The following is a 15,240-nucleotide window of genomic DNA, read 5'->3' as shown; positions in this document are numbered from 1 at the left end:
GGGGGTACCGTCCGACGAACCGGCCCCGCGACAGGAGAGAGCACAGTGGCGATCACCGATATCAAGGAATATGCGCACCTCACCGAGGAAGATGTCGAGGCACTCGGGCGTGAACTGGATGCTATTCGGCTCGACATCGAGGAGAAGCGCGGTGCGCGCGACGCTCGATACGTTCAGCGAACTATCGCGTTTCAACGCTCTCTTATGGTGGCCGGTCGTGTTGTCCTGTTTGCCAGCAAGAAGAAGCCTGCGTGGATTCTGGGGACAGCGCTGCTGGGGGTGGGCAAGATCATCGAGAACATGGAACTCGGCCACAACATCATTCACGGTCAGTGGGATTGGATGAACGATCCCGAAATTCACTCGAGTAACTGGGAGTGGGACAACACCTGTCCATCTTCGGGTTGGAAGCGCTCGCACAACTTCACCCATCACAAGTTCACCAATATCGTCGGTCTCGACAATGACGTGGGCTACGGCATCATGCGGGTCACGCGAGATCAGAAGTGGCACGCGGACTATCTGTTCCAGCCGATCACCAATTTTGCGCTGGCGACTCTGTTCGAATGGGGAGTGGCGCTTCACCATCTGGAGACGGACAAGCTCCGTAAAGGGGAGGTGAAGTGGTCGGACAAATCCGAGATGGCAAAGGAAGTCGGCAAGAAGATCGCACGGCAAGTGACCAAGGATTACATTCTGTACCCGGCTCTGACCGGTCCAGCATGGAAGACCACACTGACGGCAAATATCGTTGCGAATCTCATTCGCAATTACTGGAGTTACGCGGTCATCTTCTGCGGGCATTTTCCGGACGGAGCCGAGAAGTTCACACTCGAGGAATTCGAGAACGAATCGCGCTCGCAATGGTACCTACGGCAGATGCTGGGATCGGCCAATTTTCATGCCGGACCGATCATGGCATTCATGAGCGGCAACCTCTGCTATCAGATCGAGCATCATTGCTTTCCCGACCTACCGAGCAATCGATACTCGGAAATCGCTGTGCCCCTTCGTGAATTATGTGACAAGTACGATCTTCCGTACACCACAGGCCCGTTGTGGAAGCAATACGGACTGACACTGCGCACCATCTGGAAGTTGTCGCTTCCCAACAGGTTTCTCTCGGCCTCTCAGGACGACGCACCGGAAACGCATTCCGAATTGAAGTTTCGCGTCCGGGGTGGCATCAAGGAAGTGTTCGGCGTCGATCCGCAGACCGGTAAGCGTCGTGGGCTGCGAACAGCAATCGCCATGATTGCGGGTTGACGCTCGCCACTACTTGCCGAGCAGAATAACCGGCACGTCTTCGGCGAAGTCGACAACAAGTTCGCGACGCGAGAAGAGCCAGGTTCCGTCGACCTTTTCGAAACTGTCCTGGTAGCGAATCTCGATTCGGTTGTTCCGATACCCGTCGCCGCGGGGATAGATGTGGTGCGCGGAGCAGTACGCCTCGCCGTGCGCAGTGGTGGCGCTGTCCGAATCGAGGACCTGCTGCTGCACGATGTGCCGCGTCGAGTGCAGGTGTGAGACGGCGTCGACTACCGACGACGCAACTACCGTATTGCCCTGGATCTCCGTCGGAGCGTCGGTGCCGTTCAACGCCGGCGGCAGGACGAACCTGGCGTCTTCGGTGAACAGCGCGGCGAGAGCGGAGGGATTTCGCCTGTCGACAGCCTGCGCGTATCTGGCAGCCAAGTCGGTGAGTGCGACGCGATCCGAAGATTCCATGCACCCATCCCAGCGCATGTGACCGCGCTCATGTTTGTTCCTCCCGCTCAACGAGACATATTCAGCGACCCGATGTGCATCTGGATAGCGTCCAGCCCAAGAGTTGCCAGCCATGAATGCCATAGGAGAACAGCGATGGATCTGAGGGAATCGCCCGAGCAGCAGGAGCTCCGCAAGGAGCTGCGCGCGTATTTCGCGACGCTGCTGCCGGAGGAGAAGCGCCGCGCTGCCGGTGAACAAGGTGTGGGCGGCGAGTACTTCCGTGAAATCGTGAAGTTGCTGGGCAAGGACGGCTGGCTCGGTATCGGCTGGCCCAAGGAGTTCGGTGGCCAGGGACGCTCCATCGAGGAGCAGTTCGTGTTCTTCGACGAGGTTCAGCGTGCTGGACTGCCGTTCCCCTTCGTGACGGTCAATACCGTCGGGCCGACGTTGATGAAGTACGGCACCGAAGAGCAGAAGGAACGCTTCCTGCCCGGCATTCTGGCCGGCGATATCGTTTTTGCCATCGGCTACACCGAGCCGGAAGCCGGAACCGACTTGGCTTCGCTCAAGACCCGTGCGGTCCTCGACGGTGACGAGTGGATCGTCGACGGCAACAAGATCTTCACCAGTGGTGCCAACACTGCCGACTACGTGTGGCTGGCTTGCCGCACCGACGCGGACGCCCCCAAGCACAAAGGCATCTCGATCCTGATCGTTCCCACGGAGGACGCAGGCTTCGAGTGGTCACCGATCAACACCGTCGGCGGTCTGATGGTGACGTCGACCTACTACTCCGGCATTCGCGTCCCGTCGAAGGATGTTGTCGGCGAGGTCAACGGCGGCTGGCAGCTCATCACGGCGCAGCTCAACCACGAGCGAATCGGCTTGGCGGCCATCGGTGGCCGTACCTACGGTCTGTGGAACCTGGTCCTGGACTGGGCCAAGGAAAACGGCGCCATCGACATCCCCTGGGTCCAGCAGGACTTTGCGCGCACACATGCCAAGCTCGAAGCAATGCGGCTGCTGAACTGGAAGATGACGGCCGCCGTGGCGCAGGACACGCTTTCCGGAGCCGATGCGGGTGCAACCAAGACGTACGGCACCGAAACCCACGTCGACGTCTACCGCACCCTGCTGGGAATTCTCGGCTCCGCCGGACGCATCCGCCCCGAGTCTCCGGGCGCGCTGCTTGCCGGTCAGATCGAGCAGATCTCGCGTCAGGGTGTCGTGAACACCTTCGGCGGCGGCGTCAACGAGGTTCTGCGCGACATGGTCGGCACCATCGGCTTGGGTCTCGTTCGCGAAAAGAGGGTCAAGTGAGCGACATTTCGGCGCAACTCGACGCTTTTGTCGGCCAGACTTTGGTTCCCACGACGTGGGGACCCGACGAGGTCAACATCCCCATGATCCGCCATTGGGCCGAGACCATGGGGGATACCAACCCCGTCTACCTCGACGACGAAGCTGCCCGCGCCACGGGCCGTGACGGCGTCGTTGCTCCCGCCCAGATGCTCCAGGTTTGGATCATGCGGACGTTCACCGACAAGATGGCAGGCAACGACCCGTCGCCGGTGTGGACCGATCTGATCGCCACCCTCGACGCAGCAGGTTACAGCTCCGTCGTGGCCACCGATTCCGATCAGGAGTTCCTCACCGAACTGCGTCCCGGCGATCGTGTGAACTACACGGAGGTCATCGAATCGATCTCCCCGGAGAAGAAGACCGGCCTGGGCGTCGGACACTTCGTCACGACGCTCAAGACGTACCGCAACGGCGACGACGAGGTTGTCGGCACGCAGCGGTGGCGGACACTGCGGTTCAAGCCGCAGGAAGCCAAGGCTCCGGAAGCTCCGCGTGCACTGCGCCCGCGCCCGGCTCTCAACGCGGACAACGCTTTCTGGTTCGAAGCCGCCAAGGATCACCGTCTGGTGATCCAGCGCTGCACGTCCTGCAAGACGTTGCGTCATCCCACCGGCCCGATGTGCGGGGAGTGCCAGTCACTCGAGTGGGACACGATCGACGCGTCGGGCCGTGGCACGGTGTACAGCTTCGTGGTCAATCACCACCCCAAGATCGATGCGTTCGACTACCCGCTCATCGTTGCGGTCATCGAACTCGAAGAGGGGACCCGATTGATCGCCAACATGGTGGGTATCGCGCCCGAAGATGTCGTGGTCGACATGCCCGTGGAACTTGACTGGATCGACGCCGACCCGGATTTGACGCTTCCCGCGTTCCGGCCGGCCGCACGCGAGGAGCACTGATGGACTTCAATTTCAGCGAAGAGCAGGACGCAATTCGCTCACTGGCCGACGAGGTCTTCACCAGCAAGGCCACGATCGAGCGCACCAAGGAGATCGAACTCTCCAGCGAGCGCGTCGACCGTGAACTGTGGCGCGAACTCGCGACCACGGGCCTGCTCGGTATCGCCCTGCCCGAGGAGTTCGGCGGCGGCGGTCTCGGCTTGTCCGAGCTGTACACCCTGCTCGAGGAGCAGGGTCGCCACGTTGCGGCCGTACCGATCTGGGAGACAACGCTCGCAGCGTTGGCGATCAACGAGTTCGGTTCCGATTCCCTTCGCGCCGAGCTTCTTCCAGGTGTCGCCGACGGCAGTCGATTCCTGACGATCGGGCTCGAGGAATTCGGCCCGTACACGGGCAGCGACCCACTGACGACGGCTACGCAGGACGCCGACGGCAACTGGACGCTCACCGGCGAGAAAGCCGTTGTGCCGATGACTCACATCGCGAACCTCGCGCTCGTTTCGGCAACCACTTCCACCGGTACGGCATTGCTGCTGGTGGACCTGAGTGCCGAAGGAGTGACGCTCGAACAGACACAATCCACCAACTGGGAGATCTGCGCCAACGTCACCTTCGCCGGTGCACCGGCGAAGCTCATCGGCGCTGCCGACGGTTCCACGGTGCCGTGGCTGATCGACCGAGTTGAACTGGCATTGGCCGCAATTCAATGGGGTGTCGGTTCGGGCGCTGTCGCGCAGGCTGTCACCTACCTGAACGGACGCATGCAGTTCGGCCGTCCGCTCGCGACCTTCCAGGCTGTCAACCACCAGCTCGCTGACTGCTACATCGATCTCGAAGCGATGCGAGTGACACTGTGGCAGGCCGCTTGGCGCATTTCCGAGGGGCTGGATCTCGGCACCTCGGTACTCGTCGCCAAGTGGTGGGCCACCGACGGCGGACAGCGCGTCGTGCATCGCACGACACATGTCCACGGCGGCATGGGCGTCGACACCGACTACCCGGTTCACCGTCACCTGCTGTGGGGCAAGCAGATTGCTGCCACCCTCGGCGGTTCCAGCTCCGACCTCGCGCGTCTGGGTGCGCAGCTTGCATCCGGTGTGGAGGTGCTCGCATGACCGTTCTCGTCGGTCGTAGCTACGCGGACATCGAGGTCGGCGAGGCTCTCCCCGAGTTGGCGATCCCGCTGACCCGCACATTGATCGTCGCGACCGCTATTGCCACCCGCGATTTCCAGGACGTGCACCACGATCCGAGCCTGGCGCAGGAACGCGGCTCCAAGGATGTCTTCATGAACATCCTGACGAGCAACGGTCTTGTCGGCCGGTACGTCACCGACTGGGCCGGATCGGCGTCGACCCTGCGTCGGATCGCCATTCGTCTCGGCGCACCCAACTACCCGGGTGACACCATGACGATGACCGGTGAGGTCGTGTCCAAGGAAGACGGTGTTGTCGTGGTCAAGGTGCAGGGCGCGAACAGCCTCGGCAACCATGCATCCGGCACCGTCACAGTCGCTTTCAAGGAAGAGGGGAGGCCCTGATGGCGATCAGCCCACTCTCGGGAGCCGCTGCCATCGTCGGCATCGGATCGACCGAGTTCTCCAAGAACTCCGGCCGCACGGAACTGCAGTTGGCGTGTGAGGCCATCGTCGCCGCACTCGCGGACGCGGGTATCGCACCGTCCGAGGTCGACGGACTTTCCACGTTCACCGCGGAAACCAACGGCGAAGCCATCGTTGCCCGCAACTGCGGTCTTGGTGAGCTGACGTTCTTCTCTCGCATCGGTTACGGCGGTGGCGCTGCATGTGGACCCGTGCAGCAGGCAGCGATGGCCGTTGCGACGGGCGTTGCCGATGTCGTTGTCTGCTACCGCGCCTTCAACGAGCGATCCGGTGAGCGTTACGGTCTGGGCCAGCACGATCGCCCGATGGCGACCACTGCGGACCGTGCGGCGTATGCGTGGATGACCCCGCAGGGTCTGTCGACTCCCGCTCAGTGGGTCGCTATGTTCGCCCGGCGCTACATGCACCAGTACGGTGCGACGAGTGAGGACTTCGGCCGAGTTGCAGTGGTGGCGCGCAAGCACGCCGCCAACAACCCGGCTGCCTGGTTCTACGAGCGTCCGATCACGCTCGAGGATCACCAGAATTCCCGCTGGATCGCCGAGCCGCTGCACTTGCTCGACTGCTGCCAGGAAACAGACGGTGGCCAGGCGCTCGTCGTCGTCTCCGCTGAACGCGCCAAGGATCTGGCCAACAAGCCGGCTTTCATCAAGGCCGCCGCTCAGGGCAGTGGCAAGGATCAGCACATGATGACCAGTTACTACCGCCCCGACATCACGGGTATTCCGGAGATGGGTTTGGTCGGTCGTCAGCTGTACAGCCAGAGTGGCCTGACGCCGGACGACATCAACGCCGCGATCCTGTACGACCACTTCACGCCGCTGGTGCTTCCGCAGCTCGAAGAACTGGGCTTCTGCAAGCCCGGCGAGGCGAAGGACTTCATCCGCGAGGGCAATCTCGAGATCGGTGGACGCTTGCCGGCGAACACTCACGGTGGTCAGGTCGGCGAGGCGTACCTGCACGGTGTCAACGGCGTTGCCGAAGGTGTGCGACTGATTCGCGGTACGTCGACCAATCAGCCCGAGGGTGTCGAGAACGTCTTGGTCACTGCCGGAACAGCAGTACCCACCAGTGGTCTCATTCTCGGCGCTGTGTGAGAGAGGAATTGAACGTGACTACTTCGGAAACAACGAAGACCGCCGGCGATTGGCGCGGAGCGGACCTCGGTACCCGTACCGTCGCCTACACCGAGCGCGACGCGATCCTGTACGCACTTGCCGTGGGCGCCAAGGCAACCGAGCTGGACCTTGTCTTCGAGGATCAGCTTCGGGTACTGCCGACGTTTGCTCTGACGCTGGCGCAGTGGGCCCCGGACGCTCTGGGTTCAGCGGGCGCTTTCGACACCTCGACGGCGTTGCACGGCTCGCAGGAACTGAAAGTTCTTGCCCCGCTGCCGCGTAGCGGTGAAGTGACGTTGAAGGCTTCGGTCGGCGAGGTGTGGGACAAGGGCGCCGCCGCGGTGTTCGAGGTGAAGGTCGAGTGCGAGTACTTCGTCGCGACCTGGTCACTTTTTGCTCCCGGCGCTGGTGGATTCGGCGGAGAACGCGGACCGTCGCGTCCCGCGGAGCCGACTGGTGAGCCGTCGCTGACCGGTGTGCTGACCACAGCAGAGAACCAGACCGCGATGTACCGACTCCTGGGCGACATGCACCACATCCACATCGACCCCGCGGCCGCAGCGCGCATCAATCAGCCGCGTCCGATCATGCACGGCTTGTGCACGTTGGCTGCGAGCACACTCGAACTGGCTCGGGTCGCCGGAGTGCATCCGGCCGACCTCGTCAGCCTCGAGGGTCGCTTCGCCGCGGCCATCCATCCGGGTGAAGCGCCGTCCATCGTGGCCTGGGGAACTCCCGACGACCTGGCATTCCAGGTACACAAGGATGGTCAGGTAGCGATTTCCGGTGCGCGAGTGAGCTTCTCCGCTCGCTGACCGGTACCAGACTCAACTGCGGGGCGCTTGACCTCCCCGTCGCGCCCCGCAGTTGTTCACACGAAACAAGGAAGTCCTCGAGCGATTGCTCGAGGACTTCCTTGTTTATACGGTCTTACGAGCTGGTGCGCGTGAACAGCTCGGGGTGGGTTGCCAGGTATCGGGCCGGGTACTCGCCGCCGCCGTGGACGGCGATGTCGGTTCCCGTGACGTACGACGAGAGTGAACTTGCCAGGAACAGGCAGGAATTCGCGATATCCGACGGTACGGCCATGCGCTCCATCGGGATGATTTCGGTTACGGCTGCTCCGCCGTCGGGGCCGTAGACCTCTGCGGCGGCTTCCGTGCGGATCAAGCCGGTCGTGATGTGGTTGATGCGAACCTTGGGTGCCCACTCGAGCGCCAAAGCCTTTGTCAGGACCAACAGTCCGGCCTTGGCGGCGCTGTATGCCGCGGTGCCGGGCTGTGGGTCGATGCCCGAGACACTGCCGATGTTGATGATGGCGCCGCCGTTGTCCTGCGTCTGCATGACTGCGTTTGCAGCCTGGGCAACGTTGAAGGGTGCCAGCAGGTTCAGGGCCACGATCTTCTCCACGAAACGAGGGGAAACGGTGGCTGCGTCGGCGTCGGGGGAGCCGCCGGCGTTGTTGATCAGAACGTCGAGGCGACCGAAGCGATCAACGGCATCCTGGACGAGCGCTGCGGCATCAGCGGGATCACGGACATCCGTGGATTTGAACGCAGCGGTTCGACCGTCAGCCGACGGCAGCTTTTCCGGCTCGTTTCGGCCACAGACCAGCACGTTTGCTCCGGCAGCGAGGAAGGTTTCGGCGATGACAAAGCCGATGCCCTTGGTGCCGCCGGTGACGATCACCGAGCGTCCGCTGAAATCGACGGGGTTGGGGAGTGTCACGGTGGAGCCTTCCTGCTGTTGGGGCCGAGCCGATTTGCCGCCCAGTGTGATTGACGCGACAGTGTCGGTCGTCATAGGGTCAAGCAAATGCTTGGTTGCTTAGTTCGTTGAGTGTAGACGACCAACACCGGCAGTCACCAGAATCGACCAGTCCCCTCCCGCAAAAGGACATTGGAGCAATCACATGGGCAAGCTCGACGGCAAAGTTGCACTCATCACCGGTGCAGGTCAGGGAATCGGCCAAGGCATTGCCTTGGCCCTGGCCAAGGAAGGTGCCGAGATCGCGGTAGCCGGTCGCACCGAATCCAAGCTCCACACAACTTGTGGACTTCTCGCCGACATCGGTGCCCGCGGCGAGGTAGTCGTCTGTGACGTCAGCAAGAAGGACGACATCACTGCAGCAGTGGACCGTACCGTCGAACTGTTCGGCGGAATCGACATCCTGATCAACAACGCGAACGACTGCAAGCCCGGCGCACTGCTCACGGTGCTCGACGAAGACTTCGAGCGTTCCTTCGCGACGGGACCGCTCGCGACCCTGCGCATGATGCAGGCGTCGTACCCCCACCTGAACAGCCGCGGCGGCGGCGTCATCATCAACATGGTCACTTCCGCAGCAGTGCGCTGGGATGCCAGTAACTACGGTGCCTACGGCTCCGTCAAGGAAGGCATGCGCGCACTCACCCGCGCCGCGGCCTGCGAGTGGGGCAAGGACAACATCCGCGTCCTCAACGTTGCGCCCCACGCGCAGACACCGGCCCTGCAGTGGTGGATGGACAAGAACCCGGAAGAAGCGGCAGCCTTTGTCGCGGGAATCCCGCTGGGGCGCGTCGGAGATCCCGAAACCGACATCGGGCGGGCCGTCGTCTTCCTGGTCGGCGAAGATGCCGGCTATCTGACGGGTGCAACCATCCCGCTCGACGGCGGACAGTCGCGCTGGGGGTAATTCTGCCGCGCGCTGTCGAGCCACTCGATGGCTTCCGCCGGGAAATCCGTGGTCGTGCCGTCCACGTCGAGTTCGAGGGCTCGTTCGGCATCTTCCGGTGTGCGCAGGGGCCAGGCGTGAACTTGCAATCCGGCTTCGTGGAGGTCGCGGACCAGTTCTGCGGTCAGCCCGTTCCAGCCGCAGTAGAAGGCACCCGAACCGGTGGCGGCAAGAACGGATTCGACGCCGGCGGGGTGAGCGTCGGCGGCCGGATACTCGGACACGATCAGTCCGCGCGGTATGAACGGTGCGGCCTCTGCAACAGCGAGCAGAGCCTCGGCTGAGAAACTCGTGAACTGAATGCGCTGAGCGTCTTCCGGGCGTGCCGCCACGATTCGTCCGAGTTCCGGCACCACCTCGATGGCCTTGATCTCCACCTGCAAGGTCACTGTGGTGTTGTCGAGCGCCTCGTCGAAGGTCAAGACCCCGCGTCCGGAGTCCAATTCGATGTCTTTGATCTGGTCGAAGGTCAGTTCAGCGACGGGGCCGAGTCCGCGACCGGTGTCGTCGGCGGCAGTGCGATCGAGCGTCGCGTCGTGGAGCACGATCGCAACGCCGTCAGCGGTCAAGCGCACGTCGAGTTCGATCTCGTCGACGCCCATCTCTTCCGCGAGGCGAAATGACGCGATGCTGTTCTCGGGTGCGTGAGCCATGGCGCCGCGATGGCCCACCAGGGTGAATGATTCGGATCGCATGGTCAGGCCACCTTGCTTTCGTAGAGTTTGCGTACAGATTCTGTGTCTGCGCGCAGCTTGGTTGCCGTTGCCTTCAAAGTTGCTTCGGCGTTGGCATTTTCGGTGTACAGCTTCTGAATTGCGGTGCGCATCTCCGTGATGGTGCTCTGGACGTACCGTCGAACTGCGTCAGGCTGGCGGGCGAGCTCGAGTTGGTCGACGGCCAGTTTGTAGTTCGGGTTATCGGCCATGACCTGGCGGACCTTGGTGGAATTTGCCGCGGAAATGGTCGACGGTAGGTACCCCGTTCCGACGGTCCAGGTCGACGACGCTTCCTCGCCGGACAGATACGCGAGTACCTGGGCGGCGGCTTCCTTGCGTTCCGGGCTGGCGTTCTTCATGATTCCGAGCCCGGCACCACCGGTCGGCACGCCGTGTGTGCTCTGTTGAGGCAGGAAACCGGCACCGACTTCGAACTGAGCGCCCTTGATCAATCCGGTCAGAGAGCCGGTGGAGTTCGTGATGGTTGCGACCTGGCCGTTGATGAAGTCGTTGTTGATCTCCTGTGCGAGGTACGCGATCTTGTCGTCGTTGATCACAGCCCGATCGAACTCTGCTGCGGCAATCGCAGCGGCCGAGTCCACGGTGACGTCGAGGCCGTCGGAGATCGATCCACCGAAGTTCCAGATCAATCCCTGCATGTACCAGTCGTCGGCACCGGTGTACGCGCGCATCTTCAGCGAGTTGCCGTTGTAGTTCTGGCCGCTGATTTGCCTTCCCCACGAACGGAATTCATCCCAGGTAGCGGGGGCGCGATCCGGCAGGCCTGCGGACGAGAAGATCTCCTTGTTGTAGTAGAAGAGTGGCGTCGACCGGCCGAACGGAATCCAGTAGGACTCGCCGCGGACAACACCCTCGGTGAACAGACGCTCGTTGAACGTACTCGGGCCGAAGTTGTTGTCGAAGTATCCGCCGAGCGGTTCGAGTGTGTCGTTGAGGAAGAATTTGTTCCACGAGACGTCGGAGAAGACGCCGATATCGGGGATCTGCCTGGCCTGGAGGCCGGCGGCGATCTTCTCGGTGACGCCGTCGTACCCGTTGAACTGTTGAACTTCTGCGTAGATATCGGATTGTGAGCGGTTGAAGCCGTCGACCACTCCGGTGAAGACCTCGTGGTTGTTACCCGACCACGGACTCCAGATGACGACGTTGGTCCTCCCGGAAAACTCGCTGGGGGCCTTGACGTCCGGCGCCGAAAATGACGCCGTACCGCCGGCGGGACTACCGCACGCCGCGAGTACGGGTAGTGCGATCGCCGTCATGCCGGCAGCAGTGAGAAAGCTGCGGCGAGAGATGTTCACAGGCTTCTGCGCTGAGCCTGATCGGGCAAAAAGCGACATGGTGGTTATCTCCTGGAAGATGCTGAACTGGCAGGGAAAGGTCGGAAAACCGATCAGCGTCGGACAGACGCTCCGGCAAGCCCGGCGACGATGAATCGCTGAGCGAAGAGAAAGAGCAGCAGCATGGGGAGGACAACCATGGTGGTGCCTGCCATGATTGCGCCCCAGTTGTCCACACCCTCACTCTCCTTGAGTGCCATCAAACCGATGGGAAGAGTGCGCATCTGGACGGAATTGGTGACGAGAAGAGGCCAGATGAAGTCGTTCCACTCGTCGATGACAGCGATCAGCGCAACGGTGACGACCGCGGGAACGGACATCGGCAACGCAAAGTAGAACAACTTGCGGATGTGTCCGGCACCGTCGAGCTCTGCTGCCTCCATGACTTCCTTCGGTAGACTCAGAAAGTGTTGGCGTAGAAGGAATGTCCCGAAGGCACTTGCGAGTCCGGGCAGAATGATTCCCGCATACGTGTTGATCAATCCGAGATTGCCGATGGTGATGTAGTTGAGCAACAGCGTCACGTGACCTGGCACCATCAAAGCTCCCAAGACCGCAAGGAAGAGCCACTTCTTACCGGGAAAGGGAAGGAACGCAAAGGCATAGGCGCTGAAAACTGCCAAGGTGACCTTCGCGGTGGCACCGGCGATTGTGACGATCAGTGAGTTGACGAAGAAGTCACCGAACGGAACGGCATTCCACGCGTGGCTGAAGTTCTCCCACGCCAGGCGGCTGGGGACGAGTTGCAGTGGCCACTGGTAGATCTCGTTCTCCGGCTTGAATGCCGACGAGATCATCCAGTAGAACGGGATGGCGAAGACAAGGCCGACAACTACAAGTCCGATCCAGGACAGGCGAAAGCGAATGCGCGTCTTTGTCGGGGTTGTCGTTCTGCTGGGTGCGGACATCAGTAGTGCACTTTCTTCTCGACGAATCGCATTTGGAACACTGTGACGCCCATCAGGACGACAAACATCACCATGGATCCGGCGGCGGCAGTGCCGGCACTGAATGCCTTGAATCCCTCTTGGTAGATGAACCAGCTGAGAGTGGTTGTGGCGCCAGCGGGTCCGCCGCTTGTCATCATCGCGATGACGTCGAAGGACTGAAAGGCGCTGATGACCTGTGTGATGAGGAGGAAGAACGTTGTCGGTGAGAGCAGCGGCATGGTGATGTGCCGGAATGTCTGCCAGGCACCTGCCCCGTCGAGACGAGCCGCCTCGAGGACGTCGGCGGGCATCGATTGAAGTGCGGCCAGGTACACGATGGCTACAAAGCCGACACCTTTCCAGATCGAGACGATGATCAGCGCAGGCATCGCCCACGAACTCGACGTCGTCCAGTGTGGTGAATCTGCTCCGAACAACCCGAACAGCGCGCGGGAGAGTCCGTAGTTCGGATCGAAGATGAACAACCAGATTGCGGCGACCGCGGCGCCCGAGAGAATGTGTGGTGAGAATGCCAAAGCGGAAACGGCTGCGCGTCCACGCGATTGGCGATTGAACAGGCACGCCAGGGCGAGTCCCGCGGTGAGGCTGATGCCGACAATCGCAACAACCCAAACCAAGGTCAGACGCAATACTCGGAGAAACGCTGGATCACTGAACAACTTGGTGTAGTTGTCGATACCGACGAACAGCGGCGTCGGAGCGATCATGTCCCATTCGGTGAGGCTGAGATAGATATTGCCGATTACGGGCCAATATGCGAAGACCGCTATCAACAGGAGGTTCGGGAAGGTGAAGAGCACAAAGAGCTTGTAGCCCTTGCGTTCACGCTTTCGTGTAGGGCGACCCCGGGTTGATCCGCGACTCGCAGGAGTGGAGACCGTCGGCGGTGCCGGGCGTTGAGTTGTCAACGACATGTCGAGACCATTTCTTCCGGGGGTATCGCTTTCTTGATGCGAGACGGTGAAGATCACATCGACGCTGTTACGTCTTCGTTGATCGCAGTGATCGTTTCACTCGGGCAGGTGGCCGTCAAATGGTCAAATCGGTCATCGTTGAAGAGGTGCCGATGAGTGGTGAGATTGGTAAATATGTTGTTGTGCAGCATGTTTAAGGGCTTGCGACATGACGGCATCGGTGCTGAGCGAGCTGGAATTTCAGTTTGTCACGCCCAAGATTCTCGACTCGTTCATCGAGCATTCATATCAGGAAGAGTGATATAAATGACGTGTAATCACACCAGCAACAGCAAGGTATTGGATGAGTCGACGATTGATCACCCACACCAGGCAAGAACGGTTGGACGGCATTCTCGAATGCCTGATGGCAGATGAATCGGCGTCCGCGCAATCGCTGGCCGCTCACTTCGACATCTCGTTGATGACGGTCCACCGTGATCTCGACGAACTTCAACGTCGCGGCATAGTCCGGAAGTTCAGGGGTGGCGTCAGCATCGAACGAACCAGCAGTTACGAAATTGCGGCACCGCTGAGGCGTCGTATCGCCACTGAACAAAAGTTGGTGATCGGCGCCGCTGCTGCCACGGAGGTTGCACCGGGGCAGGTGATAATGCTCGACGATTCCACCACCGCCTCCCACATGATCCGGCATCTGATCGAGATCGAAGAACTTCGGGTCGTGACGAACTATCTGCCATCTCTTCGTGAACTATCCGAAGTGACCGGCATTTCGGTGACAGCCATCGGCGGGGACTTCGACTCCGGCCATGAATCGTTTGTCGGCGAAGGCGCAGCCAAAGCAGTTCGTGAGCTGCGCGTCGACGCTTTGTACTTCTCGACGTCGAGCGCCGATCGAGACGGCATGTACCACCAGGAAGAGAAGGTGGTTCGGCTCAAAGCGGAGATGATCCGGTGCGCCGGCCGTCGGGTTCTGCTGATGGACAGTTCCAAATTGGCGCAGACCTCGCTACACCGAGTGTGTGGGTGGGATGTGATCGACGAATTGATCACCGATGGCGCTGCGCCACTGGGGATTATCGAGGATATCCGTGCGCAGGGTGTTGTGGTGCGTGTCGTTTCATCCGATCGTGTCGAGCTACAAGAGGAAGGGAAGTCCTGATGCTGCAAGCGGTCTTCTGGGATATGGACGGAACATTGGTGGACACCGAGCCGAGTTGGTTTGCGGCGGAGCGTGCCTTGATGTCGAGGTACGGAGTGGAGTGGTCTGACGAACAGGCAACAGCACTGGTGGGCAAGGCCCTGCCGGACTCTGCTGCGGTCCTTCGAGCGGCAGGCGCAGATCTGCCCATCCGCGAGATCGTCGACGAACTGGTGGCCGCCGTCGTGGCGGGTGTTCGGCAGTCGATCGAGTGGCGTCCGGGTGCCCGGGAGTTGTTGGCGCAGGTTCGCGCGGCCGGAATCCCCTGTGTGTTGGTGACGATGAGTGAGGCGCCGCTGGCGGAGGCTGTGGCAAGCGCGCTCCCACCGGGAACATTTCAGCTGATGGTTACCGGAGACATGGTGGAGCGCGGTAAGCCTCACCCGGAGCCCTACTTGCGGGCCAGGGCCGATCTGTCGGCCCTGGCGGGTCCGATCTCCATGGATCAGGTTGTGGCGATCGAGGATTCGATTCCCGGTTTGGCGTCGGCGATTGCTGCGGGTGCCGTCGCAGTGGGCGTCCCGAACATGGTGAGTCTGCAGGAAGATCCCGGCGTTGTCCTGTGGGCGACGTTGGCCGGCAAGTCGGTCACGGATCTCGAGGAGTTGGTGGCTGGGCGGGCAGCAACGCTCGAACTGCAGTCCATCTGAAGACGCGAAGGTCCCGCCGCTGACG

16 protein-coding genes are annotated in these 15,240 nt (G+C 61.4%); 10 read left to right on the top strand and 6 right to left on the bottom strand.

Annotated features, from left to right (window positions below):
- The first annotated feature begins 45 nt into the window (after positions 1 to 45).
- Entirely contained in the window at positions 46 to 1,266 is a 1,221-nt protein-coding gene (locus ACFRFQ_RS28570; RefSeq protein ID WP_378664976.1) for a fatty acid desaturase family protein, read from the top strand.
- Positions 1,267 to 1,275: 9 nt separating this feature from the next.
- Here ACFRFQ_RS28570 and ACFRFQ_RS28565 read toward each other — a convergent pair whose 3' ends face one another.
- Positions 1,276 to 1,728, bottom strand: a complete 453-nt coding sequence (locus ACFRFQ_RS28565) for a nuclear transport factor 2 family protein (RefSeq protein ID WP_378664975.1) — start codon at positions 1,726 to 1,728, stop codon at positions 1,276 to 1,278.
- Between the two features lie 135 nt (positions 1,729 to 1,863).
- Between ACFRFQ_RS28565 and ACFRFQ_RS28560 the strand changes: the two genes are divergently transcribed.
- Genes ACFRFQ_RS28560 through ACFRFQ_RS28535 form a run of 6 tightly spaced genes read left to right on the top strand, consistent with a single transcriptional unit; the run spans position 1,864 to position 7,528 of the window.
- A complete protein-coding gene (locus ACFRFQ_RS28560; RefSeq protein WP_033236626.1) occupies positions 1,864 to 3,030 on the top strand; it encodes an acyl-CoA dehydrogenase family protein in 1,167 nt (388 codons plus the stop codon).
- Entirely contained in the window at positions 3,027 to 3,974 is a 948-nt protein-coding gene (locus ACFRFQ_RS28555; protein ID WP_378664974.1) for a MaoC family dehydratase N-terminal domain-containing protein, read from the top strand. Before ACFRFQ_RS28560 ends, ACFRFQ_RS28555 begins: the two co-directional genes overlap by 4 nt.
- A complete protein-coding gene (locus ACFRFQ_RS28550; RefSeq protein WP_378664973.1) occupies positions 3,974 to 5,089 on the top strand; it encodes an acyl-CoA dehydrogenase family protein in 1,116 nt (371 codons plus the stop codon). Before ACFRFQ_RS28555 ends, ACFRFQ_RS28550 begins: the two co-directional genes overlap by 1 nt.
- The gene (locus ACFRFQ_RS28545) at positions 5,086 to 5,514 is read left to right on the top strand and encodes a MaoC family dehydratase (RefSeq protein WP_378644162.1); all 429 of its coding nucleotides are present in this window, start codon (positions 5,086 to 5,088) and stop codon (positions 5,512 to 5,514) included. Before ACFRFQ_RS28550 ends, ACFRFQ_RS28545 begins: the two co-directional genes overlap by 4 nt.
- Entirely contained in the window at positions 5,514 to 6,692 is a 1,179-nt protein-coding gene (locus ACFRFQ_RS28540) for a lipid-transfer protein (protein ID WP_378664972.1), read from the top strand. The genes ACFRFQ_RS28545 and ACFRFQ_RS28540 overlap by 1 nt, the downstream gene beginning before the upstream one ends.
- A 14-nt stretch (positions 6,693 to 6,706) precedes the next feature.
- Positions 6,707 to 7,528 (top strand): MaoC/PaaZ C-terminal domain-containing protein, encoded by an 822-nt coding sequence (locus ACFRFQ_RS28535; protein ID WP_378664971.1) that lies wholly within the window; start codon positions 6,707 to 6,709, stop codon positions 7,526 to 7,528.
- Between the two features lie 115 nt (positions 7,529 to 7,643).
- Here the strand turns inward: ACFRFQ_RS28535 and ACFRFQ_RS28530 are convergent, their stop codons facing one another.
- Positions 7,644 to 8,441, bottom strand: coding sequence for an SDR family oxidoreductase (locus tag ACFRFQ_RS28530; protein ID WP_378665000.1), 798 nt, complete (start codon positions 8,439 to 8,441; stop codon positions 7,644 to 7,646).
- Between the two features lie 184 nt (positions 8,442 to 8,625).
- On the opposite strand from ACFRFQ_RS28530, the gene ACFRFQ_RS28525 reads away from it, so the two are divergent.
- Positions 8,626 to 9,387, top strand: coding sequence for an SDR family NAD(P)-dependent oxidoreductase (locus ACFRFQ_RS28525; RefSeq protein ID WP_378664970.1), 762 nt, complete (start codon positions 8,626 to 8,628; stop codon positions 9,385 to 9,387).
- Here the strand turns inward: ACFRFQ_RS28525 and ACFRFQ_RS28520 are convergent.
- Genes ACFRFQ_RS28520 through ACFRFQ_RS28505 form a run of 4 tightly spaced genes read right to left on the bottom strand, consistent with a single transcriptional unit; the run spans position 9,333 to position 13,364 of the window.
- Positions 9,333 to 10,121 (bottom strand): glycerophosphodiester phosphodiesterase, encoded by a 789-nt coding sequence (locus ACFRFQ_RS28520; protein ID WP_378664969.1) that lies wholly within the window; start codon positions 10,119 to 10,121, stop codon positions 9,333 to 9,335. The two genes, ACFRFQ_RS28525 and ACFRFQ_RS28520, sit on opposite strands and share 55 nt — an antisense overlap.
- A gap of 2 nt (positions 10,122 to 10,123) precedes the next feature.
- Positions 10,124 to 11,500 carry an ABC transporter substrate-binding protein gene (locus ACFRFQ_RS28515; RefSeq protein ID WP_378664968.1) on the bottom strand — a complete coding sequence of 459 codons (1,377 nt, stop codon included), beginning with the start codon at positions 11,498 to 11,500 and terminating at the stop codon, positions 10,124 to 10,126.
- A 53-nt stretch (positions 11,501 to 11,553) separates the two neighbouring features.
- Positions 11,554 to 12,408 (bottom strand): carbohydrate ABC transporter permease, encoded by an 855-nt coding sequence (locus ACFRFQ_RS28510; RefSeq protein ID WP_378664967.1) that lies wholly within the window; start codon positions 12,406 to 12,408, stop codon positions 11,554 to 11,556.
- The gene (locus ACFRFQ_RS28505; protein ID WP_378664966.1) at positions 12,408 to 13,364 is read right to left on the bottom strand and encodes a carbohydrate ABC transporter permease; all 957 of its coding nucleotides are present in this window, start codon (positions 13,362 to 13,364) and stop codon (positions 12,408 to 12,410) included. The genes ACFRFQ_RS28510 and ACFRFQ_RS28505 overlap by 1 nt, the downstream gene beginning before the upstream one ends.
- A 343-nt stretch (positions 13,365 to 13,707) precedes the next feature.
- Between ACFRFQ_RS28505 and ACFRFQ_RS28500 the strand changes: the two genes are divergently transcribed.
- On the top strand, positions 13,708 to 14,526 hold the full coding sequence (locus tag ACFRFQ_RS28500) for a DeoR/GlpR family DNA-binding transcription regulator (RefSeq protein ID WP_378664965.1): 819 nt from the start codon (positions 13,708 to 13,710) through the stop codon (positions 14,524 to 14,526).
- Positions 14,526 to 15,215: an HAD family hydrolase gene (locus ACFRFQ_RS28495; protein ID WP_378664964.1), complete on the top strand. Its 690-nt coding sequence runs from the start codon at positions 14,526 to 14,528 to the stop codon at positions 15,213 to 15,215. The genes ACFRFQ_RS28500 and ACFRFQ_RS28495 overlap by 1 nt, the downstream gene beginning before the upstream one ends.
- The last annotated feature ends 25 nt before the right edge of the window (positions 15,216 to 15,240 follow it).

The sequence above is a fragment of the Rhodococcus sp. NPDC056743 genome (assembly GCF_042790355.1).
In the GTDB taxonomy this organism is placed as follows: Bacteria; Actinomycetota; Actinomycetes; order Mycobacteriales; family Mycobacteriaceae; genus Rhodococcus_F.
Note: the sequence above shows the minus strand (reverse complement) of the source record. Positions and strands in the feature narration are given on the sequence as shown.